The sequence below is a fragment of the Marichromatium sp. AB32 genome (genome assembly GCF_003718675.1).
Lineage (GTDB): Bacteria > Pseudomonadota > Gammaproteobacteria > Chromatiales > Chromatiaceae > Marichromatium > Marichromatium gracile.
Genome location: NZ_RHFJ01000039.1, coordinates 1 through 25,155, shown reverse-complemented (window position 1 = coordinate 25,155; position 25,155 = coordinate 1). Strand labels below are relative to the sequence as shown.

General features: G+C 68.2%; 26 protein-coding genes. 17 read left to right on the top strand and 9 right to left on the bottom strand.

The genetic code is table 11. The features are described from left to right. Positions 1–5 precede the first annotated feature (5 nt). Positions 6–1,370, bottom strand: coding sequence for an MFS transporter (locus EBL85_RS12055; protein WP_123143036.1), 1,365 nt, complete (start codon positions 1,368–1,370; stop codon positions 6–8). 516 nt (positions 1,371–1,886) lie between these two features. Between EBL85_RS12055 and EBL85_RS12050 the strand changes: the two genes are divergently transcribed. Genes EBL85_RS12050 through EBL85_RS12025 form a run of 6 tightly spaced genes read left to right on the top strand, consistent with a single transcriptional unit; the run spans position 1,887 to position 7,289 of the window. Then, complete coding sequence (locus EBL85_RS12050) at positions 1,887–2,981, top strand: hydrogenase small subunit (RefSeq protein ID WP_062277457.1); 1,095 nt, start codon at positions 1,887–1,889, stop codon at positions 2,979–2,981. Further along, the gene (locus tag EBL85_RS12045; RefSeq protein ID WP_123141619.1) at positions 2,978–4,768 is read left to right on the top strand and encodes a nickel-dependent hydrogenase large subunit; all 1,791 of its coding nucleotides are present in this window, start codon (positions 2,978–2,980) and stop codon (positions 4,766–4,768) included. Before EBL85_RS12050 ends, EBL85_RS12045 begins: the two co-directional genes overlap by 4 nt. Positions 4,769–4,814: 46 nt before the next feature. Beyond that, on the top strand, positions 4,815–5,507 hold the full coding sequence (gene cybH / locus EBL85_RS12040) for a Ni/Fe-hydrogenase, b-type cytochrome subunit (RefSeq protein WP_123141620.1): 693 nt from the start codon (positions 4,815–4,817) through the stop codon (positions 5,505–5,507). Next, positions 5,504–6,148, top strand: coding sequence for a HyaD/HybD family hydrogenase maturation endopeptidase (locus EBL85_RS12035; RefSeq protein ID WP_123141621.1), 645 nt, complete (start codon positions 5,504–5,506; stop codon positions 6,146–6,148). The genes cybH and EBL85_RS12035 overlap by 4 nt, the downstream gene beginning before the upstream one ends. A gap of 3 nt (positions 6,149–6,151) precedes the next feature. Further along, positions 6,152–6,451: a HypC/HybG/HupF family hydrogenase formation chaperone gene (locus tag EBL85_RS12030; RefSeq protein ID WP_123141622.1), complete on the top strand. Its 300-nt coding sequence runs from the start codon at positions 6,152–6,154 to the stop codon at positions 6,449–6,451. A 16-nt stretch (positions 6,452–6,467) separates the two neighbouring features. Next, positions 6,468–7,289 (top strand): hydrogenase expression/formation protein, encoded by an 822-nt coding sequence (locus tag EBL85_RS12025; protein ID WP_123143035.1) that lies wholly within the window; start codon positions 6,468–6,470, stop codon positions 7,287–7,289. 9 nt (positions 7,290–7,298) lie between these two features. On the opposite strand, the gene EBL85_RS12020 is transcribed toward EBL85_RS12025, so the two are convergent. The 3 genes from EBL85_RS12020 to EBL85_RS12010 all read right to left on the bottom strand — a co-directional run bounded on the left by EBL85_RS12020 (position 7,299) and on the right by EBL85_RS12010 (position 9,995). Beyond that, positions 7,299–8,033, bottom strand: coding sequence for a PilZ domain-containing protein (locus tag EBL85_RS12020; protein ID WP_165913490.1), 735 nt, complete (start codon positions 8,031–8,033; stop codon positions 7,299–7,301). A gap of 154 nt (positions 8,034–8,187) precedes the next feature. Then, on the bottom strand, positions 8,188–9,222 hold the full coding sequence (locus tag EBL85_RS12015; protein WP_123143033.1) for a thioredoxin fold domain-containing protein: 1,035 nt from the start codon (positions 9,220–9,222) through the stop codon (positions 8,188–8,190). An 89-nt stretch (positions 9,223–9,311) separates the two neighbouring features. After that, on the bottom strand, positions 9,312–9,995 hold the full coding sequence (locus tag EBL85_RS12010; RefSeq protein ID WP_123143038.1) for a hypothetical protein: 684 nt from the start codon (positions 9,993–9,995) through the stop codon (positions 9,312–9,314). 124 nt (positions 9,996–10,119) lie between these two features. On the opposite strand from EBL85_RS12010, the gene EBL85_RS12005 reads away from it, so the two are divergent. The 9 genes from EBL85_RS12005 (at position 10,120) to EBL85_RS11965 (ending at position 17,164) form a co-directional block, all read left to right on the top strand. Further along, a complete protein-coding gene (locus tag EBL85_RS12005; protein ID WP_123143032.1) occupies positions 10,120–11,010 on the top strand; it encodes a metal ABC transporter solute-binding protein, Zn/Mn family in 891 nt (296 codons plus the stop codon). Further along, positions 11,007–11,774, top strand: coding sequence for a metal ABC transporter ATP-binding protein (locus tag EBL85_RS12000; protein ID WP_123143031.1), 768 nt, complete (start codon positions 11,007–11,009; stop codon positions 11,772–11,774). The genes EBL85_RS12005 and EBL85_RS12000 overlap by 4 nt, the downstream gene beginning before the upstream one ends. Continuing rightward, positions 11,771–12,622 carry a metal ABC transporter permease gene (locus EBL85_RS11995; protein ID WP_123143030.1) on the top strand — a complete coding sequence of 284 codons (852 nt, stop codon included), beginning with the start codon at positions 11,771–11,773 and terminating at the stop codon, positions 12,620–12,622. The genes EBL85_RS12000 and EBL85_RS11995 overlap by 4 nt, the downstream gene beginning before the upstream one ends. Then, positions 12,619–13,050, top strand: a complete 432-nt coding sequence (locus EBL85_RS11990; RefSeq protein ID WP_123143029.1) for a Fur family transcriptional regulator — start codon at positions 12,619–12,621, stop codon at positions 13,048–13,050. The genes EBL85_RS11995 and EBL85_RS11990 overlap by 4 nt, the downstream gene beginning before the upstream one ends. 104 nt (positions 13,051–13,154) lie before the next feature. After that, complete coding sequence (locus EBL85_RS11985) at positions 13,155–13,913, top strand: class I SAM-dependent methyltransferase (protein WP_123143028.1); 759 nt, start codon at positions 13,155–13,157, stop codon at positions 13,911–13,913. Positions 13,914–14,039: 126 nt separating this feature from the next. After that, entirely contained in the window at positions 14,040–15,098 is a 1,059-nt protein-coding gene (locus EBL85_RS11980) for a calcium/sodium antiporter (protein WP_123143027.1), read from the top strand. 115 nt (positions 15,099–15,213) lie between these two features. Further along, on the top strand, positions 15,214–15,708 hold the full coding sequence (locus tag EBL85_RS11975) for a 6-carboxytetrahydropterin synthase (protein ID WP_123143026.1): 495 nt from the start codon (positions 15,214–15,216) through the stop codon (positions 15,706–15,708). Further along, positions 15,705–16,406, top strand: coding sequence for an SDR family NAD(P)-dependent oxidoreductase (locus tag EBL85_RS11970; protein ID WP_123141633.1), 702 nt, complete (start codon positions 15,705–15,707; stop codon positions 16,404–16,406). Before EBL85_RS11975 ends, EBL85_RS11970 begins: the two co-directional genes overlap by 4 nt. Continuing rightward, positions 16,403–17,164 carry an SDR family NAD(P)-dependent oxidoreductase gene (locus EBL85_RS11965; RefSeq protein ID WP_123141634.1) on the top strand — a complete coding sequence of 254 codons (762 nt, stop codon included), beginning with the start codon at positions 16,403–16,405 and terminating at the stop codon, positions 17,162–17,164. The genes EBL85_RS11970 and EBL85_RS11965 overlap by 4 nt, the downstream gene beginning before the upstream one ends. Positions 17,165–17,200: 36 nt before the next feature. On the opposite strand, the gene EBL85_RS11960 is transcribed toward EBL85_RS11965, so the two are convergent. Next, on the bottom strand, positions 17,201–17,620 hold the full coding sequence (locus EBL85_RS11960; RefSeq protein WP_123141635.1) for an SCP2 sterol-binding domain-containing protein: 420 nt from the start codon (positions 17,618–17,620) through the stop codon (positions 17,201–17,203). 98 nt (positions 17,621–17,718) lie between these two features. After that, positions 17,719–19,236, bottom strand: a complete 1,518-nt coding sequence (locus tag EBL85_RS11955) for a Ppx/GppA phosphatase family protein (RefSeq protein ID WP_123143025.1) — start codon at positions 19,234–19,236, stop codon at positions 17,719–17,721. 523 nt (positions 19,237–19,759) lie between these two features. Between EBL85_RS11955 and EBL85_RS11950 the strand changes: the two genes are divergently transcribed. Further along, on the top strand, positions 19,760–21,376 hold the full coding sequence (locus EBL85_RS11950; protein ID WP_123141637.1) for a methyl-accepting chemotaxis protein: 1,617 nt from the start codon (positions 19,760–19,762) through the stop codon (positions 21,374–21,376). A gap of 48 nt (positions 21,377–21,424) precedes the next feature. Here the strand turns inward: EBL85_RS11950 and EBL85_RS11945 are convergent, their stop codons facing one another. From EBL85_RS11945 to EBL85_RS11935, 3 genes are all read right to left on the bottom strand, one after another. Beyond that, entirely contained in the window at positions 21,425–22,453 is a 1,029-nt protein-coding gene (locus tag EBL85_RS11945; RefSeq protein WP_123141638.1) for a GGDEF domain-containing protein, read from the bottom strand. Positions 22,454–22,461: 8 nt separating this feature from the next. Then, positions 22,462–22,935 (bottom strand): murein L,D-transpeptidase family protein, encoded by a 474-nt coding sequence (locus tag EBL85_RS11940; RefSeq protein ID WP_369964137.1) that lies wholly within the window; start codon positions 22,933–22,935, stop codon positions 22,462–22,464. A gap of 227 nt (positions 22,936–23,162) precedes the next feature. Beyond that, positions 23,163–24,359 carry a class I SAM-dependent rRNA methyltransferase gene (locus EBL85_RS11935; RefSeq protein WP_123143023.1) on the bottom strand — a complete coding sequence of 399 codons (1,197 nt, stop codon included), beginning with the start codon at positions 24,357–24,359 and terminating at the stop codon, positions 23,163–23,165. 250 nt (positions 24,360–24,609) lie between these two features. Between EBL85_RS11935 and EBL85_RS11930 the strand changes: the two genes are divergently transcribed. Further along, on the top strand, positions 24,610–25,155 hold a 546-nt coding region (locus tag EBL85_RS11930), incomplete at its 3' end, for a thioredoxin domain-containing protein (protein WP_148040542.1).

The window sequence follows — 25,155 nt, the reverse complement described above, 5'->3', positions numbered from 1 at the left end:
CGTCCTCACCAGGGCGCCCGGCCCCGATCGTGGGCCTCGGCGAGTGCCCGTCCGCGCTGCTCGATCACCCCGCGGGCGCCGAACAGCGCGGCGGCGAACAACAGCAGACAGAGCAGGATCGCGCTGTGCAGCCCGAGCAGCCCCTGCACCAGCCCGATGGCGAGCAGCCCGAAGGCCCCGGCGAGCTTGGTCGCCAACCCCCAGAAGCCGAACAGCTCGGCCGCGCGCGAGCGTGGCGCGAACAGCCCCACCAGGGTGCGGGTCGAGGACTGACAGGCGCCGAGACTCAAGCCCGCCACACAACCGACCACCAGAAAGACGTGCTGCGCCTCCCAGTCGAGCCCGAAGCGGCTCTGCGCCTGGCTGGCGATCTCCGGGGTGAGATAGATCAGCGCGATGGCCGCCAGCCACATCCACAGGGTGATGCGATAGGTGCGCAGCGCCCCCAGCCGATCCTGCACGAAGCCGAAGCCCAGCGCCCCGAGCGCGGCGGTGATCTGCACCAGCACGAACATCAGGGTGCGCACCTCGCCGTCCCAGCCGATCACCTGGGCGCCGTAGATGAAGGCGTAGGTGATGATGATCGAGATCCCGCTCATCGAGAAGAACACCGAGACCAGCAGCAGCGCCAGGTCGGGGTGCCCGCGCAGGTGGGCGAGGGTCTGCGCCACCCGACCCAGACCGAGCCGCAACGCGCCCTGGCCGAGCGGCCGCGGTCGCGGTCGCGCGCGCTCGCGCACCCAGAGGAAGGTCGGGATGGCGGCGAGCAGGAAGAACACCGCCGCCCAGGGACCGACCCAGCGGATGCGCTCGAAGTTCTCGGCACTGACCTCGCCGAGCACCAGCAGCACGAAGATCGCCGAGCACATGCCGCCGATATAGCCGAGCGCCCAGCCGAACCCCGAGATCTTGCCGAGGTCCTCGGGCGGGCCCAGCCCGGGCAGGAAGCTTGCGATGAAGGACTCGCCGAGCGAGTAGGCGAGGTTGGAGACGATCAGCAGCACCACCCCCAGCCAGGCAAGCCCCGGGGCGACGAAATAGAGCGCGGCGGTGGCGAGCACGGTGACCAGATAACTGGCGAAGAGAAAGCGCTTCTTGCTCGCGTCATAGTCCATGATCGCCCCGGCCACCGGGGCGCAGACCACCGCCAGCAGATAGCTCGCCGCCAGCGCCAGACTCCACAGCAGATTGCCGATGCGATAGTCCGGCGCGTCCCCGACGATCACCCGGGTGAACAGATCGCCGAACACCACGGTGATGATCAGCAGCGTATAGGACTGATTGGCGAAGTCGAACATCGCCCAGCCGAACAGCTCGCGCGCGGGTGCGCGCTGGCGGGAGGCGGTCGGGGTGGTGGTCGTCGCGGTCATCGTCGGCCCAATCCTCGGTCTCGGTCGGGGGATTGAACCGCAAAGGCGGGGAGAAAGCGAACGTCGTCAGCGGCCAGCCGCCAGTCGCCAGTCGCCAGTCGCCAGTCGCCAGTCGCCAGGGGATTGAACCGCAAAGGCGCGAAGGGTTTTGTCGGGTGGGGGAGGGCGCGGCGTGTCCGCCGGGGGGGCGGCATCCGGTCTTCGGCTCGCGGCTCAGGCGGGTTGCTGTCTGATCGCGGCTCGGGTCGGGTTTTCGCCGAACGTCAAAAGGCCGACCGCTCAGGCCCTCTTTGTGTGCTTTGCGGCCTCGTGGTTCAAATCGGTCCCCCGCCGCCCTCGTTGAGGGCTGGCGTCCGCTGGCGGCTGGGGGCTGAAGGCTGGCAGCTCCGCTCCGCGGCTTTGTTCTGGTGCGTCATGCACCGTCAATGACATTTTTTGGTTCTCGCGTATTTGCCTATAATCCCCGTGGACATGGCCGCGCGTCCTGGGCGGGTGGTCGACAACTGGGGGAGGACGATGGCAAGCACCGAGACCTTCTACGAGGTGATGCGCCGGCAGGGGATCAGCCGCCGCAGTTTCCTCAAATACTGCAGTCTGACCGCCGCCGCGCTCGGTCTGGCGCCGAGTTATGCCGGGCGCATCGCCGAGGCGATGGAGACCAAGCCGCGCACCCCGGTGCTGTGGCTGCACGGGCTGGAATGCACCTGTTGCACCGAGTCGTTCATCCGCTCGGCCCATCCGCTGGTGCAGGACGTGGTGTTGTCGATGATCTCGCTCGACTACGACGACACCCTGATGGCCGCCGCCGGGCATCAGGCCGAGGCGATCCTGGAGGAGATCCGCGAGCGTTATCGCGGCAACTACATCCTCGCCGTCGAGGGCAACCCGCCGCTGGCCCAGGACGGGATGAGCTGTATCATCGGCGGGCGTCCCTTCCTCGATCAGCTCCAGGAGGTCGCCGCCGACTGCAAGGCGGTGATCGCCTGGGGCTCCTGCGCCTCCTGGGGCTGTGTCCAGGCCGCCCGTCCCAATCCCACCCGCGCCACCCCGGTGCACGAGGTGATCCGCGACAAGCCGGTGATCAAGGTGCCCGGCTGTCCGCCGATCGCCGAGGTGATGACCGGGGTGATCACCTACATGCTCGCCTTCGACCGGCTACCGCCGCTCGATCGCCAGGGTCGGCCGCTGATGTTCTACGGTCAGCGCATCCACGACAAGTGCTACCGCCGTCCGCACTTCGACGCCGGTCAGTTCGTCGAGTCCTGGGACGACGAGGGCGCGCGCAAGGGCTACTGTCTCTACAAGATGGGCTGCAAGGGCCCGACCACCTACAACGCCTGTTCCACGGTGCGCTGGAACGACGGCGTGTCCTTCCCGATCCAGTCCGGTCACGGCTGCATCGGCTGTTCCGAGCGTGATTTCTGGGACAAGGACAGCTTCTACGAGCATGTCACCGATACCCATGTGTTCGGCATCGAGGCCAACGCCGACCGCGTCGGTCTTGCCGCCGCCGGCACCGTGGGCGCGGCGATCGGGGCGCATGCGGTGGCCAGCGCGCTGCACCGGACCAAACAGCGCGATCAAGCGCAGCACGAGGAGCGTGAAGAATGACGGTGAAGACGCCGAACGGTTATTCCCTCGACGACTCGGGTCGGCGCGTGGTGGTCGATCCGGTCACCCGCATCGAGGGGCACATGCGCTGTGAGGTCAACCTCGACGACGACAACGTGATCCGCAACGCCGTCTCCACCGGCACCATGTGGCGCGGGCTGGAGGTGATCCTGCGCGGGCGCGATCCGCGCGACGCCTGGGCCTTCACCGAACGGATCTGCGGCGTCTGTACCGGGACCCACGCGCTGACCTCGGTGCGCGCGGTGGAGGACGCACTCGGCATCGCCATCCCCGAGAACGCCAACTCGATCCGCAACATCATGCAGTTGACGCTGCAGGTGCACGACCATCTGGTGCACTTCTATCACCTGCACGCGCTCGACTGGGTCGACGTGGTCTCGGCGCTCGACGCCGATCCGCGCGAGACCTCGCGTCTGGCGCAGTCGATCTCGGCCTGGCCGCTGTCCTCGCCGGGCTATTTCCGCGACGTGCAGAACCGGGTCAAGCGCTTCGTCGAGTCCGGCCAGCTCGGTCCCTTCATGAACGGCTACTGGGGCAATCCGGCCTACAAGCTGCCGCCCGAGGCGAATCTGCTGGCGCTCACCCACTATCTCGAGGCGCTCGATTTCCAGAAGGAGATCGTCAAGATCCACACCGTCTACGGCGGCAAGAACCCGCACCCCAACTGGCTGGTCGGTGGCGTGCCCTGCGCGATCAACGTCGACGGGACCGGTGCGGTGGGCGCGGTCAACATGGAGCGGCTGAACCTGATCTCCTCGATCATCGACCGCACCATCGAGTTCATCGATCAGGTCTATGTCCCCGATCTGATCGCCATCGCCGGTTTCTACAAGGACTGGACCTATGGCGGCGGGCTGAGCAGCCAGGCGGTATTGTCCTACGGCGACATCCCCGAGCACGCCAACGACGACTCGGCGGAGAACCAGCTGCTGCCGCGCGGGGCGATCATCAACGGTCGCTTCGACGAGATCCACGACGTCGACCTGCGCGACCCCGATGAGATCCAGGAGTTCGTCGATCACGCCTGGTTCAGCTATCCCGATGAGTCGCGCGGACTCCACCCCTGGGACGGCATCACCGAGCCCAACTTCACCCTCGGTCCCAACACCAAGGGGACGCGTACCCGCATCGAGCAGATCGACGAGCGCGCCAAGTACAGCTGGATCAAGGCCCCGCGCTGGCGCGGGCACGCCATGGAGGTCGGGCCGCTGGCGCGCTGGACCATCGGCTACGCCAAGGGCATCCCGGAATTCAAGGAGCCGGTCGACAAGCTGCTGACCGATCTCGGGCTGCCGTTCGATGCGCTGTTCTCGACCCTCGGACGGACCGCCGCGCGCGGACTCGAGGCCTCCTGGGCGGCGCACAAGCTGCGCCACTTCCAGGACAAGCTGATGGCCGCGATCGCCGCCGGCGACACCACCACCGCCAACGTCGAGCGCTGGGAGCCCTCGACCTGGCCGAAGCGCGCCAAGGGCGTGGGCACCAGCGAGGCGCCGCGCGGCGCGTTGGGTCACTGGGTGGTGATCGACTCGGGCAAGATCGAGAACTATCAGGCGGTGGTGCCGACCACCTGGAACGGCTCGCCACGCGATCCCGCCGGCAACATCGGCGCCTTCGAGGCGGCGTTGCTCAACACCCCGGTGGCGCGCGCCGACGAACCGTTGGAGATCCTGCGCACCCTGCACAGCTTCGATCCCTGTCTGGCCTGCTCGACCCATGTCATGGGGCCCGGCGGCGAGGAGCTGACCCGGGTCAAGGTCCGCTGAGGGCGTGCGCTCAGCCCCACCACCCAACAATGCGGAGGTTGCAGCCATGTTGCCAGACGTCCCCACGGTCAAGCAGACGGCGGTCTATGTCTATCAGGCCCCGGTGCGGGTGTGGCACTGGGTCAACGCGCTCTCGATCCTGGTGCTCGCCGTCACCGGCTATCTGATCGGCGCGCCGCCGCCGACCCTCTCGGGGGAGGCGAGCGCGCACTATCTGATGGGTGATATCCGCTTCCTGCACTTCGCCGCGGCCTATGTGTTCGCCGTCGGCTTCCTGTTCAGGATCTACTGGGCGCTGGTCGGCAACGCCTACTCGCGCCAGCTCTTCAGCCTGCCGTTCTGGCGTCGGCGCTTCTGGCGCGAGCTGGTGCACGAGCTGCGCTGGTACGCCTTTCTCGAGCGCGAGCCGTGCAAGTACATCGGCCACAACCCGCTGGCACACCTGTTCATGGTCGCCATCATCACCGTCGGCGGGCTGGTGATGATCGTCACCGGCTTCGCCCTCTATGCCGAGCAGACCGGTCTCGGCTCCTGGCAGGACGAGCTGTTCGGCTGGGTCATCCCCTGGGTCGGGCAGAGTCAGGACGTGCGCATGTGGCACCATTGGGGGATGTGGGTGATCGTGGTGTTCGTGATGCTCCACGTCTATACCGCCATCCGCGAGGACATCATGTCGCGCCAGAGCCTGATCAGCACCATGATCAGCGGCTGGCGGATGTTCAAGGACGACCGGCCATGAGCGCGCCCGCAGCACCCCCGCGTACCCTGCTGCTCGGTATCGGCAACCTGCTGTGGGCCGACGAGGGCTTCGGCGTGCGGGTGGTCGAGCACATTGCCCGGCACTACCGGTTCGGCCCCGAGGTGCGGCTGCTCGATGGCGGCACCCAGGGGATCTATCTGGTCGATCAGGTGCGCTGGGCCGAGCTGCTGGTGATCTTCGATGCGGTCGACTACGGGCTGGCGCCGGGCACGCTCAAGCTGGTCGAGGGCGAGGCGGTGCCGCGTTTTCTCGGCGCGCGCAAGATGAGTCTGCACCAGACCGGGTTCCAGGAGGTGCTGGCGCTCGCCGCGCTGCTCGGCGACGTCCCCGAACGGATGCTGCTCGTCGGCGTCCAGCCCGCCGAGCTGGAGGACTTCGGCGGCAGTCTCACCCCCGGGGTGCGGGCGATGATCGAGCCGGCGGTGGCCGCCGCGCGCGACTGGCTCGCGCCTCATGGGGTCGAATGGACGGCGCTGGCGCAGCCCTCGGAGCCGGGCGCGCTCGCCGACCTGCCGCATGGCGCGCTGGCGCTGGGGCGCTATGAACAGGAGCGTCCGAGCGTCGAGCAGGCCTGTCGCAGCGGCGATGCGCGGGTGCTCGAACGGCTGCGTGAGGACTGAGCCATGTGCATCGGCGTCCCGATGGAGGTGATCGAGAGCGGTCCGTGCTGGGCCTGGTGTGTCGATGGCGAGCGGCGCTTGCGGGTCGACATGCGTCTGGTCGGCGAACAGCCGCCGGGGACCTGGGTGCTGGTCTTTCTGGAGAGCGCTCGCGAGGTGATGGACGCCGGCGAGGCGCAGCGGGTGCGTGATGCGCTGTTGGCGATGCGTCTGGCGCTCGACGGCGAGTCGGTCGATCATCTGTTCGCCGATCTGATCGAGCGCGAACCCCAGCTCCCCGAGCACCTGCGCGCCAAGGACTGAGTCCCCGGAGACCCTGATGCAACCGACCATCCCCCCGATCCTGCTGGGGCCCGGCAGTCATGCCGACGAGGCCGATCTCGCCACCCCGATCGGCGTGCCCATGTCGGCGCCGATGCAGACCTATGTGCCGCCTGTCTCGATCGACTCGCCCGGTGGTGTCGCCGAGCAGGAGGCGTTGCGTTGTCTCGACGCGCTGCGGGCGCTGCTCGAGCGTCCCGTGCCCCAGGGGCTGGTGCTCGATTTCTCCAGTTCGAACGCGCGTGCGTTGGTTGCCCAGGCGCTCGGGCGGGGCGAGGTCGAGGTGGCCTGTGCCCACCGGCCCGAGTTCAGTGTCCGCGAGACCCGGCTGACCGGGGTCTGGTGGGTCGTCGATGAGCGAGGGGAGCGGTTGGAGGTGGCACCGATCCCGGCCTGCGTGTCACGGATCGCCGCCGCGGTGGCCGCTGAGCGGCTGCGCGAGGTCGATGACTGGGGGGCGGCGCTGGGCGCACGTGCGGTCTGCGCCGAGTTGAGCGCGGCGCACGACGGCTGGTGTCCGGGGGATGTCCCGCGGGTGATCAATCTCAGTCTCTCGCCGCGTGGTCCGGCCGACCCGCCGATGCTCGAACAGGTGCTCGGGCGTGGTCCGGTGGCGATCCTGTCGCGTGGTTACGGCAGTTGCCGGATCGAGTCGACGCGGCTGCGCCACTGTTGGTGGGTCGGCCATTTCAACCCCGAGGGCCGGGCGGTGCTCGAGACCCTGGAGCTTGCCGAGGTGCCAACCGCCGCGCTGGCGACCGCCGAGGACATCGCCGACGCCGCACCGCGACTGGACGAGATCCTCGCCGCCTTGCGCTGAGCCGGAGGATTAGCCGTGGCTGGCCAGCCGTGAAGCGCAGGCGCGGATGCGATCGCGGCCCAGGGTCTCCTCGGGCAATCCCTGTGCGAAACCGCGGATGAAGCCGTAGAGATCGCTCACCGAGTGCTCGAAGCGCAACTCCACCTGGTGCAGCGGCGCCCATTCATGTCCGGGCAGTAGCTGGCGCGCCTGATCGATCACCCGCGCGCGCAGGGCCAGCTCGCTGCTCATCTCGGTGCCGGCGATCGACAGGCGGATGCTCTGGTCCTCGCGGTAGGCTGCGGTGGTGGTCACCATCAGCCCGCCGGCGGCGATCTGGCGCAGCACGTCGCAGATGTCGTCGGGGTCGTTGTAGACCAGCTCGAGACGTTCGCTCAGGGGGAGTGCGGCCTGCTGGCCGCCGAGCTGCGCGAGCATCATCTCGAGTCGTTGTTCGCTCATCGGCGGGACGCGGAAGAAGCGGGTGGCGACGATCAAGCGACCGTCGTCGAGCGCCTCGCGACGGACGATCTCGGCGTCGGCGCAGAAGCTCGAGTTCTGCTGCCAGGGGAAGAACAGCCTCAGGGTGTTGCTGCCGGTCTCGAGCGCGCGCTCGGTGACGAAGCGCGCCCCGCCCCAGGAGAGGTCCTGGTTGATCGCCTTGAGCGGCGTGGGGTGGTCCTCGAGCAGCACATCGATCGGCATCTGGATCGGGATGCGCCGTTGGGTGCGCTTCTCCGCCTGGACGAGTTGTTGCAATTGCATGCCCGTGTCTCCCAATGTCGTTGATCGTTCTGATGGTCGTATCCATACAGATCTGACAACCGACCGGGATTCCTTCCCGCGCATTCTCAAGCGTTCCCGGCGCGTCTTGGGACGCGTCGGGCGGGGCCGACCGGTCGTGGTCGGCTTGTTGCGTTTACTCGTCCGATATCTTGACGTCCTCGCCCGCGGCGAGCAGGGCCGCGGTCTTGGCGTCGATATAGTCGAAGGGGTCCGCGTGGTCCTGATAGTGACCCGCGCCGACATACTCGAGCATGCCGATGAAATGATAATGATAAAGCATATTGTCGATGCGCGTTCGCTCCTGCCCCTGATCGAAGAGCACCAGGGTGGGGCGGTAGAGGATATCGAGGTCGCGGGCCAGCGCGCGCGCGGTGGTGGCCGTGCCGTCGGGGGCGATGATCGGTGTCTCGGCCCCGGCATCGAGTCGCACCAGGGTGAAGGCGGCGAGCGCCTCGCGCACCTCGGGATCGGCGAGATGACCGTCGTGGAGTGCATCGCAGGCGCTGCAGGCCGTGTCCTCGAAGAGGATCGCCAGCGGACCCTCGATCGCTGAGAGGTCCGCGATCTCGCGGATCTGCGGGTGCGCGCGCAGCTGGTAGCGCCCCTGCTCGCGGTGGCTGCGCAGATAGTCGGCCAGCGACTGCTCGGTATAGGCGCGCGCGTTGACATAGTCGAGGATGCGCTTGAGGTCCTCCGGATTGCGATAGCCGCCGATCTTTGCCACCGGGGTGTTGGTGGCGTCGAGGAAGATCAGCGTGGGGGTCGTCTCGACCCGATAGAACTCGGCCAGCGCCTTCTCCGGCAGGCGGGTGTCCGGGGTGATGGCGACCTCGCGATCCCCCTTGATGTTGAGCGCGATGACGTCGAAGTGGGTGCGGATGAAGTCGCGATGCGGGCCGTGCTTGAAGTTCTCCTCGACCATCTTGTAGCAGTAGGGGCAGCCGTTCAGCTCCATGTACAGGATCAGGTGGCGCCCGGCAGCAGTGGCCTCATCGACGTCCTCGGCGATCTCGAGGAAGCTCTCCTTGAACCACGTCGGGTGTTCGCTGGTCTTGGCGCCGAGCAATCGGCCCGCTGAGTCCTCGGCCTGCACCAGGGGGGCGCAGAGCAGCACGGTCAGCGTGGCGAGCAGGGCGGTGGTGCGGGGGCGCTTGCCGGTGGTTCGCATCGCCTATCTCCCTGAATCGGTTGCGATAGGTCGATGCTAACCGCACTCGGTGTGGATGCGCCAGCGTTGTCGTGTGCCGGTGCCCGCGTTCAGATCAGCGGGCCGACGGCGGTGCCGATGAGCAGCACCGTAGAGGCGGCGACGGTGATCAACACATTGTCGTCGATCGGGCCGAACTCATAGCGCTCGACCACGGTTGCCACCACCGCCGAGATCAGCCCCCACACCGGGATCGCCGGGGTGGCCAGCGCGCCGATGTACCAGCCCATCGGCGCGCTCACCGCGAGCATCGCGATGTTGCCCACCGGGCTCTTGGAGCGGCGCCGGATCAACGCGTTGCGCACCACCCCGGTGACCCCGTCGCCGAAGGCCATGTAGAGCGAGGGCAGGATCGCCAGCCAGGGGTTGTCGAGCAGCCACCACAGCAGCGACACCGACAGCGACCACATCAGCGCGAACTTGACGTCGTTGCGGTTCTCGGTGATCTGGAACCAGTACAGTCGCCAGCCGCTGACATGGGCGACGAACACCGCCAGGGTGAGCAGCAGGCCGCTGACCAGCGGGAACCAGGGGTCGGTGAACACCAGCGGCACCATCAGCGAGCCGACGCCGCCGGCGAGCATGTGGACGATCTTGCGGGTGTAGTAGACGGCGCGGATCGGCTCCATGCCGCGCGCCACCATCCAGGCATAGGGCAGTCGGGTGGCGATGAGCACGACGAGGATGTAGAGCCCGAGGGCGCAGGCCCAGAGCAGTTGGGTCGAGAAGGACATACGGATCAGCATCCCCCTGGATGACGGTGAGACGAGCGGTGGCCCGGCCGCTGGTGCGGTCGGCGCAAAACGTTATATTGTATCTTTTCGTGTCCCCGAATCCATGTCCGCGAGGTCCATCCCCATGTCCCTGATCACGCGCCTGCTGTGCCCGGTGCTGCTGGCCGCGTCGCTGCCGGCGGTGGCCGCCGAGCCCGAACCGCTGGAGGTCTTCGTCAGCCTCGCCCCGCAACAGACCTTCGTCGAGGCCATCGGCGGCGATCGCGTCGAGGTGCATGCCCTGGTCGCGCCGGGCGAGAGTCCGCACCTGTTCGAGCCGCGCCCGCGCCAGATCGCCGCGCTGGCCGAGGCCGACCTCTTCGTGCGTATCGGCGCGTCCTTCGAGGAGGGCTGGTTGGCGCGGTTGCGTGCGGCCAACCCCGAGCTGCCGATCCTCGACGCCCGCGAGGGCATCGAGCTGCGCCAGCTCGCGACCGATCACGACGCGCATCACGATCACGACCATGGCCACGATCATCATCACGGCGAGATCGATACCCATATCTGGACCAGTCCGCCGCTGGTGCGGGTGATGGCCGGACACCTGCGCGATACCCTCGGCGCGCTCGACCCGGCGCACGCCGAGCAATTCGCCGCCAATCATGACCGCTTCGTCGCCGAACTCGATGCCCTCGATACCGAACTCCACGCGTCTCTCGATGGGCTCACGCACCGTCGCTTCATGGTCTATCACCCCGCCTGGGGCTATTTCGCCGCGACCTATGGGCTCGAGCAGGTGGCCATCGAGCGCGCCGGCAAGGAGCCCGGAGCGCGCGCGCTGACCGCGCTCATCGAGCAGGCGCGGCGCGAGGACGTGCGCCTGATCCTGGTGCAGCCGCAGCTCGATCCGCGCGCCGCCGAGCGCGTCGCCGAGGCGATCGGCGGTCGGGTCGAGGTGGTCGATCCGCTCTCGCCCGAGTATTTCGCCACCCTGCGCCGTCTTGCTGCGTTGCTCACCGCCGAGGAGGCTCGATGAGCGCGACCCCGGCGATCGCGGTGCGCGATCTCAGCTTTGCTTATGACGGCGCGCTGATCCTCGAGCAGGTCGACCTCACCGTGCTCCCCGGTGAGTTCGTCGGCCTGGTCGGACCCAACGCCGGGGGCAAGAGCACCCTGCTCAAGCTGATCCTCGGTCTGCTCAGCCCGCAGCGTGGTCAGATCCATGTCTTCGGTGAACCGCCGCGTCGCGCCGCGCGTCATATCGGTTATGTGCCCCAGTTCCCCGGCTTCCCGCGCGACTTCCCGATCGCCGTCGAGCAGGTGGTCGCCATGGGACGGCTGGGACAGGGGCCCTGGTGGGGCTGGACCCGTCACACCGATCGTGAGGCGGCGCGACGTGCGCTCGCTGCAGTCGGCGCCGAGGGACTGGCCGAGCGGCGCATCGGCGCGCTCTCCGGCGGCCAGCTGCAGCGCGTGCTGCTTGCCCGCGCGCTGGTTACCGAACCGCGTCTGCTGATCCTCGACGAGCCCACCGCCAACGTCGACCAGCGCGCCGAGGGCGACATCTTCGACCTGCTCGCCGGGCTCGATCCGCGCCCGACCATCCTCGTCGTCTCGCACGACATCGCCTTCATCTCGGCCTATGTCCACCGGGTCGCCTGTCTCAACCGCACGCTCACCTGCCACCCCACCGACGCGCTCGACGGCGAGCTGGTGCAGCATCTCTACGGCACGCGACTGCGCGCCGTTGCCCACGATCTGCCGGGCCCCTGTCCCGGCGCGCACCGACACCACAGATGAACGCATTCCTCGACGCACTGCTCCACTACGACTTCCTCCAGGGCGCGCTCGTCGCCGGGCTGCTCGCCAGCATCGGCTGCGGCGTGGTCGGCACCCTGGTGGTGGTCAAGCGCATCGCCTTCATGGCCGGGGGCATCGCCCACTCGGTGCTCGGCGGTATGGGCGCGGCGCTGTATTTCGGTGTCGATCCGCTGCTCGGTGCACTGTTCGCGGCCATCGTCTCGGCACTGCTGATCGGCGGCGTGCGCCTGGCCTGGGCGGCGCAGGAGGACACCCTGATCGGCGCGCTCTGGGCCATCGGCATGGCCGTCGGCATCCTCTTCATCGCCAAGACCCCGGGCTACGCCACCGATCTGATCAGCCTGTTGTTCGGCAACATCCTGCTGGTGCCCGAGCGCGCGCTCTGGTTCATGGGGGTGCTCGATGTGGTGCTGCTGGTGGTCGTCGGGCTGTGTTATCGCCAGTTCGTCGCGGTGATCTTCGACGAGGAGTTCGCCCGGCTGCGCGGGGTGCCGGTGGCCTTTTTCTATCTGCTGCTGCTGTGTCTGGTGGCGGTGACCGTGGTGCTGCTGATCCAGGTCGTCGGGCTGATCCTGGTGATCGCGCTGCTCACCCTGCCGGCGGCGATCGCCGGGCACTATCTGCACTCGCTCGGTGCCATGATGGTCGCCGCGACCCTGCTCGGCATGGTCTTCACCAGCGGCGGGCTGGCGCTCTCCTACGGTCCCGACCTGCCCGCCGGGCCGACCATGATCCTGCTTGCCGGTGCCGCCTACGTGTTCTCGGCCCTGGTCGCGCGGCTGCTGGCGCGCCATCGCGCCGCGCAGCGGGCGAGGGCGGGCGGATGAGCGCCGAGGAGCGGCTCGAGCGGGCGACGCGGCTGTGCGCCGGGCGCGGTGCCCGGCTCACCCCGCAGCGCGCCCGGGTGCTGCGCATCCTGATCGAGGCCGAACGCCCGCTCGGCGCCTACGAGATCCTCGCCGAGATGGCCGGGGGGCAGCGCGCGCTGGCGCCGCCGACCGTCTATCGGGCGCTGGAGTTCCTGCTCGCCCAGGGCCTCGTCCACCGCCTCGAGACCCTCAACGCCTTCATCGACTGCCGTCATCCCGAGCGTCCGCACCCGGCGCAGTTCCTCATCTGCAGCGCGTGCGGCCGGGTCGTCGAGATCGACGACGAGGCGATCGCCGCGCGTCTGCTCGATGCCGCCACGCAGAGCGGCTTCGCAGCGAGCCGCAAGGTGGTCGAGGTGATCGGGGTGTGCGAGGGGTGTCGGTGAGCCTGCGTGACACGCGTGCGTCGGCCTGGCCGTCATGACGTACTGTCGCGATGTCGAGCGCCGTTGTTCCGCCGCCTTTTCCTTGACCGAGGAGACCATCGACGATGGATGACGCTGACCTGCGACTCCTGATCGACCTGCACCGGGACGCCGCGCGCCAGGGGCCGGGGAGCGATGCGGAGACCGCGCGTGCGCTCGATCTGGCGCGAATCGACCGTGCCGCGCCTCTGCGTGTCGCCGACATCGGCTGCGGCACCGGCGCCTCGACCCTGGCGCTCGCGCGCCTGCTGCCGGCCGCCGAGATCACCGCCGTGGACCTCCTCCCGGCGTTCATCGAGGGGCTCGGGGCGCGGCTGGCGCGCGCCGGGGTGGCCGAGCGGGTGCGACCGCTGTGCCGCTCGATGGATGATCTGCCGTTCGCCGATGCGCAGTTCGATCTCCTCTGGTCCGAGGGCGCGATCTACAACCTGGGGTTCGAGCGCGGCGTCGAGCAGTGGCGGCGCTATCTCCGCCCCGGTGGTGTCCTCGCCGTCTCCGAGATCACCTGGACGACGGCCTCGCGTCCGCCCGAGGTTCAGGCGCACTGGGTCGCCGACTACCCCGAGATCGACACCGCCGCGGCCAAGCTCGCCGTACTGGAGCGTCACGGCTATGCCCCGATCGGCTATCTGGTGCTGCCGGAGTCGTGCTGGGAGGCGCATTACTATCGACCGCTGCGGGATCGTTTCGCGGCCTTCCTGGCGCGCCATGCCGGGGATGAGCGGGCACGCGCGATCGTGGCCGCCGAGGAGGCGGAGATGGCGCTCTATGCGCAATACGGAGCCTTCTACAGCTACGGCTTCTATGTCGCCAGGAGGCTTTAGGCGAGACGAATGGGGTCGGATGCAACGGCGGGTGGCTGCATGGCCTCCGGTGGTGTCGATCGGTTAGGGTGATGTGCCTGATCTCAGCGGAACTGAATCTGTCCCCTTTCCGGGGAGGGAGCCTTCATGCACGAGTCGATCCTCTCGGCCCTACTGATCCTGGCCGGGTTCATCATCCTGCTCGGCGGCGGTGAGTTGCTGGTGCGCGCCGCCTCGGCGCTCGCTAAGGCGATGCGGATCAGCCCGCTGGTGGTGGGGCTGACCGTGGTCTCCTTCGCCACCAGCGCCCCCGAGCTGGCGGTGACGCTGCAGTCGGCCTGGGCGGGCGCGGCGGATCTGGCCGTCGGCAACGTCGTCGGCAGCAACATCGCCAACGTCCTGCTGGTGCTGGGCGCGGCGGCCCTGACCGCGCCGCTGGTGGTGCATCGTCGCGCGGTGCGGATCGACCTGCCGCTGGTGCTGGCCGCCTCGGTCGCGCTCTGGCTGCTCGCGCTCGACGGTGGGGTGGGGCGGGTCGACGGCGGGCTGCTGTTCGCCGCGCTGCTGGTCTATCTGGTGTGGTCGATCCGCCAGGGGCGCGGCGAGGGCGCCGTGGCCGACGAGACGACGGCGCCACATTCGCCCTGGACGCTGCTCGGTCAGCTCGCACTGCTCGTCCTGGGGCTGCTGCTGCTGGCGATCGGGGCCCGCCTGCTGGTGATGGGGGCGGTCGACATCGCCCGGGTACTGGGTGTCGACGAGCTGGTGATCGGGTTGACGGTGGTCGCCATCGGCACCTCGCTGCCGGAGGTGGCGACCTCGGTGATCGCCTGTCTGCGCGGTCATCGCGATCTCGCCGTGGGCAACGTGCTGGGCAGCAATCTGTTCAACATCCTCGCGGTGCTCGGGCTCGGCGCCCTGGCCGCGCCGGAGACCATCGCCATCTCGCGCCAGACCCTGTTGGTCGATCTGCCGATCATGATCGCCGTCGTACTGCTCTGCCTGCCGCTGTTTCGCGGTGGGATGGCGCTCGGGCGGCGGATCGGCGCGCTGTTTGTCGGCGCCTTCGCGCTCTATCTCGCCCATGTGACGCTACGCGCCACCGGGGCGTCGCTGCTGCCCGTCTTCGAGTTGGTGGTGCTGTCCCTGTCGTTGCCGTTGTTGCTGTGGTCGGGCATGGTGTGGCGGCGCGGCGCGGGTCGTTGAGGATCCGCGTGCCGGCGCGGCGTGGGTGTGTTCCGTGCCGACGCCCCCACATGGAGCCATGGACCCAACAACCCGAGGACGGCGCGCGACGCCAACCAGCCGGAGACCCCAAGCAGTGGCAAAGCATCCCCTGACCCGTATCGAGATCAGCAAGGAATATCTGAATTTCAGCGCCGGACACTTCACCATCTTCTCGTCCGTTGCGCGTGAAAACCTTCATGGACACAACTTTCGGGTCCGCTGCGCCGTGACCGCCGGGATCGGCGCCGATGGCATGACCTTCGACTACGTGGTGCTCAAGCGCGTGCTGCGCGAGCTGTGCGACGCGCTTGACGAACGCATGCTGTTGCCCGAACTCTCGCCGTACCTGCGTATCGAGCGCGGCGAGGGCATGGTGTTCGCGTGCTTCGATCGCGAGCGCATCCCCTTTCTCGAACGCGACGTGCTGCTGTTGCCGTTGCGTAACGTGACCATCGAGGAACTCGCCGAGCTGTTGCTGGCGCGGCTGCGCGATCGCCCCGAGCTGATCGGCGCCGACGTGCGCGGTATCGAGCTGGGGGTCTCGTCGGGGCTCGGGCAGTGGGCCTATTCAACCTGGGAGTCAGAATGAATCGATTGATCGTCACCGGTGCCAGCTCGGGGATCGGGCGCGCCATCGCCACGCGTTTCCTGGTCGACGGCTGGAGCGTACTCAATCTCTCGCGTCGTCCCTGCCCGGATGCGGGCGTCGACAACCTCGCCTGTGATCTGGCCGCTCCCGGCGCGCTGGAGCAGTGTGCCGGGGCGCTGCAGGAGGCGCTCGCCGGTGCCGAGCGGGTGTGTCTGGTGCACAATGCCTCGGTGATGCACGCCGATCGCGCCGATGCGCTCGAGGCCGAGCACCTGCGCGCGGTACTCGAACTCAACCTGGTGGCCGCCGCCACCCTCAACCGGCTGTTGCTGGGGCGGATGGGTGCCGGTTCGAGCGTGATCTATATCGGCTCGACCCTGGCCGAGAAGGCGGTGCCCGGGGTGGCGAGCTATGTCATTGCCAAGCACGCGCTCGCCGGGATGATGCGCGCAACCTGTCAGGACCTGGCCGGGCGCGGCGTCCACACCTGCATGATCTGTCCCGGTTTCACCGATACCGAGCAGTTGCGCGGGGTGATCGACGGCAATGACGAGACCCTGGCGGCGATCACCGGTCTGAGTGCCTTCGACCGGTTGATCGAGCCCGAGGAGATCGCCGAGACCGTGGCCTTCGCCGCCGGCGCGCCGGTGCTCAACGGTGCACTGATCCACGCCAATCTCGGACAGCGCGAGCGATGAGCGCGACGACGCCACGGGTGGTCTGTGTCAGCGGCGGCACCTCGGGGATCGGCGCGGCGCTGGTCGGACGCTTTCTCGAACTCGGCGCGCGGGTCTACACCTTCGGTCGCGACCCCGAGCGCCTGGCGCGGCTGCGCGCGGCGCACCCCGAGGCGGTCGTTGGCGAGCGCTTGCTGGCGCTGGCCGGGGACGCGACCGACGCGGCCTTTCGCTCGCGGCTGGTCGAGGAGATCAGGACGCGTGACGGATGTCTCGACGTGCTGGTCAACAACGCCGGGGTGATCCTCGACTCCGGCACCCTGGAGGCCGATCTCGACCAATGGCGCGCGACCCTTGAGATCAATCTGGTCGCCCCCTTTGCGCTGACCCAGTGTGTCGCGGCCTTGCTCGAGCACAGCGCTGCTCCGGTGGTCATCAACCTCTCCTCGGCCTGCGCCGGGCACCCCTTCGCCAGCTGCACCTCGACCAGCTACTCGGTCAGCAAGGCCGGACTCGACATGCTCACCCAACGCCTTGCGCTCGCCCTCGGCGAGCGTGGCATCCGCGTCAACGGCGTGGCCCCGGGGGTGGTCGATTCGGAGATGTGGGGCGAGGCGCGCGCGCTGATGGCCGAGACGGTGGCACGGCGTCATGTGCTCGGCGCCGAGGTGGTGCGCCCCGAGGACGTGGCCGACGCGGTGGAGTTTCTCGCCTCGGCGCGGGCGCGCCTGATCACCGGCGCGACCCTCAAGGTCGACGCCGGCTATACCCTCGGATGAGGGTGGCGGGCGCGGGTGCGCGCCCGCCGGACTGAATTACTTCAGCTCGTCGGTGTCGACCTGGTGCATCAGGCCGAAGCACTTGATGAAGGGGTTGGCCATGCGCGGATCCTTGAGCATCGCCTTGTAGTCCCCGACCAGGAACTTGAGCTTGCCGGTGGCGAAGGCGCTACCCAGGCCCATCATGCCGACGCCGTTCTCGATCCACTTCAGCCAGTCCTTGAGGTCGGCGCGCATGTCCCAGTTCGCCGCCGGTTCGCTCTCGCTCCAGGCGCCGGCGTGCACGCACTCGCCCTTCTCGACCACGAACAGACCGCGCGGGGTCTCCTCGTTCTTGAAGCCGCAATAGACCACGGAGTTGAAGTCGATCTCGGCGAGGCGATCACGCACCTCGGGCTCGGCGTTCCAGGCGTCTTTGAACTGCTTCATCCAATCATCGGAAAAGAGAGCGGCCATTGGTTCCATATCCTCCTGTGGATTACTGCAAATGGGTGCCGGCCGATTCTATCAGGAACCCGATCACGGGATGGGCCGTCGTTGGAACGGCGACGGGATTACTCGAAACGCAGCGAGAACCCGGCGCTCGCCAGCCGTTCGGCCTCTTGCTCGAGCTCCAGCCGGTTGAGCGGATGCGCCTCGAGCCAGCCGTCGGGGAAGCGCAGCACGAGCGCGCGCTCGCCGGCCTCGATCTCGGGGCAGGGCTTGCGCTCGCCGGAGCGGGCGCGGCGCATCAGCACCGCCAGGCGGAGGATCAGACAGAGCCACTCGGTACTCTCGCGCAGTGATTCGGGCAGTGACTGGATCTCCTGGGTGGGGAACTTGCGCCGGTGCCCGAGTACCAGGGCGGCGAGCACGGCCTGCTCGCGCCGGGTGAAGCCGGGCAGGTCGGCGTTGCGCAGCAGATAGGCGCCGTGCTTCTGGTATTGGCTGTGGGCGACCAGCAGCCCGATCTCGTGCAGCCGCGCTGCCCAGCCGAGCATCAGCTGGTGGGTTGGGTCCTGCAGCGACCAGGGCGCGGCGAGCTGGCGTAGCAGGTCGAGTGCGCTGGCGCGTACCTGTTGGGCGTGGGTCTGGTCGATCTGGAACTGACGCGAGAGGGTGGCGACGGTGCGCTCGCGCACGTCCTCGTGCTGGTCGCGCCCGGCCATCTCGTAGATCAGCCCCTCGCGCAGGGCGTAGTCGCAGACCTGCAGGTGCTCGATGCCGAGGGTCTCGAAGATCGCGCACAGCACCGCCACGCCGCCGGCGAACACCGGGCGGCGCTCCTCCGAGAGCCCCTTGAAGTCGAGCGCCGCGACCCGCCCGCGTGCGACCAGGGCCTCGCGCAACCGGCTCAGCGCGGCCGCCGAGATGCCGTCGTCGCACCAGCCCTCGGCGCGCACCACGGCGGCGATCGCGCGGATGGTCCCGGAGGTGCCCACGGCGGTCTGCCAGCGGCTCTGGCGGAAGAGCTCGCGCACCGGGCGGACCTCGAGCGCGCCGGCGAGCGTCGCCTTCTCCATCGCCCGGGCCGTGATCCGCCCGTCCTCGAAATAGCGCTGCGACATGCTCACGCAGCCCATGTGCAGGCTCTCGCGCAGCCGTGGCGAGAAGCCCATGCCGATGATGATCTCGGTGCTGCCGCCGCCGATATCGACCACCAGCCGGCGCTCGGCCCCGGCGGCCAGGCCGTGTGCCACGCCGAGATAGATCAGGCGTGCCTCCTCGCGCCCGGCGATGACATCGACCGGATGGCCGAGCGCGGCCTCGGCACGCTCGACGAAGCCGCACTCCGGGGTGATCTGACGCAGGGTGTTGGTGCCGACGGCCCGTACCGTGCCCGGCGGCAGGCTGCGCAAACGCTGGCCGAAGCGCTCCAGACAGGCGATGGCGCGGGCCTCGACCTCGGGGTCGAGGCTCTTGTCCGGACGCAGCCCGGCACCGAGCCGGACCATCTCCTTGAGCCGATCGGTGATGCGCATGTGACCGTCGTCGACCTGAGCGACGATCATGTGGAAGCTGTTGGAGCCGAGGTCGACGGCGGCGACTACCTGGGGCTCGGGGTTGGCGGGTTGCGGGGCGTCTGCGGGCATCGGCTGGATCCGGCGGAGAGAGTCGAGGCGCGAAATGGTAGCAGAAGCAACCGTTGGGCCGTCATCTCGGCATCGCCCGGTGGTGCGATCGGCACGGTGTGGGGGTGGTGAGTCATCTCACAGTTTTGAAAGAAAAATTCGGATTGCAGGGCTTGTTTGACCGCTGTCAAACTCGGTGTGGCATGTCCTTGCGTGTGGTATGGCTTAGGTGCAGAGTCACGGGTTGCTGGATTGCGCGTGTCGCGCGAGGGAATAGAATGCGTTCGAGCTTGGCGGGGCCTGCCGACGAAGTAGGGGCCCTGGCTTGGGATTCAAGCGGTTCGACTGGACGGGGGATGTCCGGGAGCAGAAACCGGCCTTGATCGCGGGCGAGAGACTCGACGCCCCGGGCGTTCGGAATGGGTGGCCTGTGGGTGCATTCTGTCGGGGAATCCGTCCTGTCGCGATCAATCATCAACAAATCAAACGCGCTCCAGAGTGGCCGATTTCGACCGCCATTGACGAGGACTCACAGGTATCCGACATGCGACGTATCAATGACCTGCCGATCTGGGTGCGCCTGATGGCCGCCATGTGGCTGATCCTGGTGCCGGCCTGGACCGGCATGATCTTCTGGGCCGCCAACGAGCAGCGCCAGACCGCCATCGATCAGGCAGCGGCCTTCGCCGACACCCTTCACGAGATGACCATGGCCGGGCTCACCACCCTGATGATCACCGGTACCATCTCCCAGCGGGCAGAATTCCTCGATCAGATCGTCGAGCTGCGCAACCTCAACGATCTGCGGGTGCTGCGAGGCCCCGGGGTCGCCGACCAGTATGGTCCGGGTACCGAGGACGAGCATCCGCGCGATGAGATCGAGCGTGAGGTCATCGCGACCGGCGAACCCTACATGGAGTTGTCGGAGGACGGCAGCGTGCTGCGCTCGGTGGCGCCGGTGTTCGTGCGCAAGGACTATCTCGGCAAGAACTGCACCATGTGTCATTCGCTGCCGCCGGTCGACTCGGTGCTCGGCGCGGTGAGCATGGAGATCAGTCTCGACGACGTCAACGCCAGTGTCGAGCGGTTCGGTATCAGCATCTTCACCGTCGCCACCCTGCTCAGCCTGCCGGTGCTGCTGCTGCTCTATATCTTCACCTCGCGCTTCGTCACCCGACCGATGCGCCAGATGACCATGGGGCTGCGCGGTATCGCCGACGGCGATGGCGATCTCACCCATCGCCTGCCGGTGAAGGGCAGCGACGAGATCGGTCAGGCCTCCAGCGCCTTCAACGCGATGATGGACAACTTCCGCGATCTCATCGGTCGGGTGCTCGCCTCCACCACGCAGTTGACCCAGGCCGCGCGCGACCTCGAGTCGATCACCGACATCACCGACTCGGGCTGCCGCCGGCAGCGCTCCGAGGTCGATCAGATGGCCACCGCGATGAACGAGATGAGCGCCACCGCGCAGGACATGGCGCGCAACGCCCAGCAGGGCGCCGAGGCCACGCGCGAGGCCAACGAGGCGGCGCAGGCGGGTACCGAGGTGGTCTCCGGCACGATGAAACGCATCGAGCAGCTCGCCGAGGAGATCCAGGACGCCTCGACGGTGATCCGCGACCTCGGCGCCGACAGCGACGAGATCGGCAAGGTGCTCGATGTGATTCGTGGGGTCGCCGAGCAGACCAACCTGCTCGCGCTCAACGCGGCGATCGAGGCGGCGCGCGCCGGCGAGGCCGGACGCGGCTTCGCGGTGGTCGCCGACGAGGTGCGCAACCTCGCCAATCGCACCCAGAACTCCACCCAGGAGATCCAGGCGATGATCGAGCGGTTGCAGCAGGCCAGCCGTCGCGCGGTGAGCGTGATGGACGAGAGTCGCGATCATGCCCAGGTCAGTCGCGAGAGCGCCGCCGAGGCCGAGGCCGCGCTCAACGCCATCACCCAGGCGGTGGCCACCATCAATGACGTCAACAGTCAGGTGGCGAGCGCGGCCGAGGAGCAGAGCGCGGTGGCCGAGGAGATCAATCGCAACGTCACCTCCATCTCCGACGTCTCCGACCGCAACGCCGAGGGCGCCAAGCAGACCACCGACGCCTCGGACCGGCTGGCCAAGCTCGCCGCCGAACTCGAGGCCCTGGTCGGCCGTTTCCGCATCTGAGTCCGTTCGGGGCCTTGTCCCGTCACGCCGCCCGGCGTGGCGGGGCGCTCAATCGGCAGCGGGCGTCTCTCCCACCTCCACCCGATCACGACCCGCCGACTTGGCGCGATAGAGCGCCCGGTCGACGCGCTCGATCAGCTCCTCGGGGCGTTCGTGCGCACGCGCCTCGACCACGCCGATCGAGGTGGTCACCGTGCCCACCCCGGAGGCCGGCGGTTTCTGGCGGAAACGGATCGCCGAGACCTGCTTGCGCACCTGCTCGGCCAGCGCCACGGCCCGTTCCAGCCTCCCCTCGACGATGATCGCGAACTCCTCGCCACCGTAGCGGGCGACGAACACCTGCTCGTCGCGCAGATCGGCGAGTAGCTGACCGGTGATCTGCAACACCCGGTCGCCCATCAGATGACCGAAGGTGTCGTTGCACTGCTTGAAGTGATCGAGATCGAGCAGCAGCAGGCAGGTCGGCTGCTCCGGGTCCTGGAGCGCGCGCAACAGGGCGTGGTCGAAGGCGCGGCGGTTGGGGATGTTGGTCAGCGCGTCGACCAGGGCGCGCTGCTGGGTGCGGGCGAGCTCCTGCTTGAGCAGCTCGACCTCGTCGCGGGCCGATTGCAGCTCGCCCTGGAACTCCTGGTGCATGCCCTCGACCGCACGGGTGTCGGCGAGCAGTTGCGAGAGCGTCTCCTGGATCAGCATCGGGTCCGATGCCTGGTCGAGGATCTGGCGCGCCTCGCGCAGCGAGTCGCCGTATTGCTGCGAGCCGGCGAGGTTGCGGGCCACCGCGCGGGCGAGCTGGGCGACCAGACTGACGAGCAGGTTCTGCGCCTTGGGGTTGTTGGGCAGATAGTTCTTGATGAAGTACTTGAAGAACAGCGATTCGCTCTTCTTCGCGCTGTAGCTGCCGGAGACCGGGAACTCGGCGAGCAGCTCGCGGCTGAGTTCGGGGTTGAGCCCCTGGACGTGGGCATACCACAGCGCATAGTTGTAGGGCGTGGGCGGGATGCCGCGCTGGACCATCAAGGGGATGGCCTTGCGCAGATAGTCGGCCGAGGTCTCCAGGTCCTCGTTGAATTCCAGCATGTCTCGACTCACGGCAGGATGCGGATCGGCGTGCCGTTGCGCACCATGCGCCAGATCTCGTCCATCTCGTCGTTCTGGACCGCGATGCAACCGTCGGTCCAGTCGCGCGTGGCGTATTCGCGGCGCACCTGCTCGGAGCGGATGTGGTTGGGCTGGCCGTGGATCATGATCATCCCCCCGGGGTCATGGCCGAGCAGCCGCGCGGTGGCGCGGTCGCGTTCGTTGGGGTAGGAGATATGGATCGACTTGTAGAAGTTGCTGCGCGGGTTGCGCCAGTCGAGCACATAGTCGCCGATCGGGGTGCGCTCGTCGCCGGCGCGGAACTTGTGCCCCACGGGCGCATCGCCGAGCGCCACCCGGTAGCTGCGCAGCAGGGTCTCGCCGTGCCACAGCTCGAGGCTGCGCTCGGACTTGCGCACCACCACGCGATCGGCCTGGTCCGGCATCGGCCCGGGGGTCCCGGCACAGCCGGCGAGGAGCACGATGAACAACAGGATTAGCCACGATTGGTGTGCTGCGGGTGCGCGCCGCTGGGGGCCGGGCGGGTTGGACGAGAGACACGAGGCATCGCGTGGCATCGCAGGGTCCTGGTGGAGAGGTCGATTTCGGCTAGGTGAGGGTGCGAGGGTGGAATTCTAAGCACGGCGCCGCTGCATGCACAGTGCTTTTCGACACCGCGCACATTCGTGCGCGGTGTCGCCGGGTCTGCTCAGAAGTGGGGCAGGGCGCGCATGAAGAGGGTCTTGAGATAGGCCGTCTCGGGGATCGCCGGGTGCACCGGGTGATCCGGTCCCTGCTGACCGACCTCGAGCAGCTGCAGGCTGCGCGCGCTCTTGCGCGCGGCCTGCTGCACGGTACGCTGGAAACCGTCACGGCCCATGTGGAAGGAACACGATGCGGTGACCAGCAGGCCGCCCGGTTCGAGCAGGTCGAGGCCCAGACGGTTGAGGCGCTGGTAGGCCTGGGTGCCGTCCTTCTCGTCCTTGCGACGCTTGATGAAGGCTGGTGGGTCGAGGATCACGGTGTCGAAGCGCGCGCCCTGATCGCGCAGCTCGCGCAACACCTCGAAGGCATCGCCCTGCAGCGGCTCGATACGATCGCTCAGGCCGTTGCGCGCGGCATTGGCCGCGACCCGTTCGAGGGCGCTGGCCGAGGCGTCGACGGTGGTGACCCGGCGCGCGCCGAGATGCGCCGCGCGCAGACTCCAGGCGCCGACATAGCTGCAGACATCGAGCACCCGCTCGCCGACGCCGTAGCGCCCGAGCCGCTGACGGTTCTCGGCCTGATCGAAGAACCAGCCGGTCTTCTGCCCGGAGAGTGGTGCGACCTCGAACGCCAGTCCGCCCTCGTCGAGCACCAAGGTGTCGGCCGGTTCGCCGAGCGCGATCTCGACCTGTTGATCGAGCCCTTCGAGCGCGCGCACCGCGGTGTCGTTGCGCAACACGATCGCACGCGGGCGCAGCACCTGCTCGAGCGCGGCGAGCAGCTCGCCGCGCACCCGTTCCATCCCGGCGGTGGTGATCTGCACGCAGAGCAGGTCGCCGTAACGATCGACGATCAACCCCGGCAGCCCGTCGCTCTCGCCGAAGATCAGCCGATAGTAGGGCCGCTCGTAGAGCCGCTCGCGCAGCGCCAGGGCATCGCGGATGCGCTGGATCCATAGCGCCGGGGTGAGGTGCTGCTCCGGGCTGCGGCTGACCAGCCGGGCACAGATCAGCGAGTGCGGATTGACATAGCCGTGTCCGAGCCAGCGCTCGCGATTGCTGAGGATCTCGATTGGCTGACCGGGCTCGAGCTGCTTGAGCGGGGTCGCCTTGGTGTCGATCTCATTGCTGTAGATCCAGCAATGCCCGGCGAGCAGCCGGCGCTCCTGGTCCTTGCGCAGCAGGATGGGTTGGGGGTTCATCGTTGGAGCTCTACCGTTGTCTGGTGATCGTCTGCGTGTTCGGTGCGGCGTTCGTGTCTCGGGACAGGGCGGGCACGGCCCTGACGCTCGCTCCGGTACGCCGCCGTCGGCGCATGTCGGCCATCAAGACTACCAGAAGCGCCGATTGCGCGAGCCGGCATGGAAAGGTCGCGCTCGTGCTCCCACTCTTGGAGGACAGACCCCGGACCCGTTCGTCCAATCATCGCGACAGACCAGCAGAGGTGAGTCCATGCCGAGCGTCACGCCCCCCGCTGCAGGCGGCCGCAACCGTCTCGATGGGGCCACCAGCCCCTATCTCCAGCAACACGCCGACAACCCCGTCGACTGGTGGCCCTGGTGCGACGAGGCGCTGGCACAGGCACGCGAGCAGGACCAGCCGATCCTGCTCTCGATCGGTTACTCGGCCTGTCACTGGTGTCACGTGATGGCGCACGAGTCCTTCGCCGACCCCGAGGTCGCGAGCCTGATGAATCGCGCCTTCGTCAACATCAAGGTCGATCGCGAGGAGCGCCCCGACCTCGACGGGCTCTATCAGCGTGCCCACCAGCTGCTCAACGGGCGTGGCGGTGGCTGGCCGTTGACCGTCTTTCTCTCCCCGCACGATCTGCGCCCCTTCTTCGCCGGCACCTATTTCCCGCCGACGTCGCGTCACGGCCTGCCGGCCTTCACCCAGCTGCTCGTCGGGGCCGAGCGCGCCTACCGCGAACAGCGCGACAAGATCCTCCAGCAGAGCGAGAACCTGGTCGAGGCGTTCGCCGGGCTCGAACCCGAAGAT

Coding starts and splice junctions, on each gene's coding strand:
- EBL85_RS12055 (WP_123143036.1), bottom strand. CDS start 1,370: ATGACCGCGACGACCACCACCCCGACCGCCTCCCGCCAGCGCGCACCC.
- EBL85_RS12050 (WP_062277457.1), top strand. CDS start 1,887: ATGGCAAGCACCGAGACCTTCTACGAGGTGATGCGCCGGCAGGGGATC.
- EBL85_RS12045 (WP_123141619.1), top strand. CDS start 2,978: ATGACGGTGAAGACGCCGAACGGTTATTCCCTCGACGACTCGGGTCGG.
- cybH (WP_123141620.1), top strand. CDS start 4,815: ATGTTGCCAGACGTCCCCACGGTCAAGCAGACGGCGGTCTATGTCTAT.
- EBL85_RS12035 (WP_123141621.1), top strand. CDS start 5,504: ATGAGCGCGCCCGCAGCACCCCCGCGTACCCTGCTGCTCGGTATCGGC.
- EBL85_RS12030 (WP_123141622.1), top strand. CDS start 6,152: ATGTGCATCGGCGTCCCGATGGAGGTGATCGAGAGCGGTCCGTGCTGG.
- EBL85_RS12025 (WP_123143035.1), top strand. CDS start 6,468: ATGCAACCGACCATCCCCCCGATCCTGCTGGGGCCCGGCAGTCATGCC.
- EBL85_RS12020 (WP_165913490.1), bottom strand. CDS start 8,033: ATGCAATTGCAACAACTCGTCCAGGCGGAGAAGCGCACCCAACGGCGC.
- EBL85_RS12015 (WP_123143033.1), bottom strand. CDS start 9,222: ATGCGAACCACCGGCAAGCGCCCCCGCACCACCGCCCTGCTCGCCACG.
- EBL85_RS12010 (WP_123143038.1), bottom strand. CDS start 9,995: ATGTCCTTCTCGACCCAACTGCTCTGGGCCTGCGCCCTCGGGCTCTAC.
- EBL85_RS12005 (WP_123143032.1), top strand. CDS start 10,120: ATGTCCCTGATCACGCGCCTGCTGTGCCCGGTGCTGCTGGCCGCGTCG.
- EBL85_RS12000 (WP_123143031.1), top strand. CDS start 11,007: ATGAGCGCGACCCCGGCGATCGCGGTGCGCGATCTCAGCTTTGCTTAT.
- EBL85_RS11995 (WP_123143030.1), top strand. CDS start 11,771: ATGAACGCATTCCTCGACGCACTGCTCCACTACGACTTCCTCCAGGGC.
- EBL85_RS11990 (WP_123143029.1), top strand. CDS start 12,619: ATGAGCGCCGAGGAGCGGCTCGAGCGGGCGACGCGGCTGTGCGCCGGG.
- EBL85_RS11985 (WP_123143028.1), top strand. CDS start 13,155: ATGGATGACGCTGACCTGCGACTCCTGATCGACCTGCACCGGGACGCC.
- EBL85_RS11980 (WP_123143027.1), top strand. CDS start 14,040: ATGCACGAGTCGATCCTCTCGGCCCTACTGATCCTGGCCGGGTTCATC.
- EBL85_RS11970 (WP_123141633.1), top strand. CDS start 15,705: ATGAATCGATTGATCGTCACCGGTGCCAGCTCGGGGATCGGGCGCGCC.
- EBL85_RS11965 (WP_123141634.1), top strand. CDS start 16,403: ATGAGCGCGACGACGCCACGGGTGGTCTGTGTCAGCGGCGGCACCTCG.
- EBL85_RS11960 (WP_123141635.1), bottom strand. CDS start 17,620: ATGGCCGCTCTCTTTTCCGATGATTGGATGAAGCAGTTCAAAGACGCC.
- EBL85_RS11955 (WP_123143025.1), bottom strand. CDS start 19,236: ATGCCCGCAGACGCCCCGCAACCCGCCAACCCCGAGCCCCAGGTAGTC.
- EBL85_RS11950 (WP_123141637.1), top strand. CDS start 19,760: ATGCGACGTATCAATGACCTGCCGATCTGGGTGCGCCTGATGGCCGCC.
- EBL85_RS11945 (WP_123141638.1), bottom strand. CDS start 22,453: ATGCTGGAATTCAACGAGGACCTGGAGACCTCGGCCGACTATCTGCGC.
- EBL85_RS11935 (WP_123143023.1), bottom strand. CDS start 24,359: ATGAACCCCCAACCCATCCTGCTGCGCAAGGACCAGGAGCGCCGGCTG.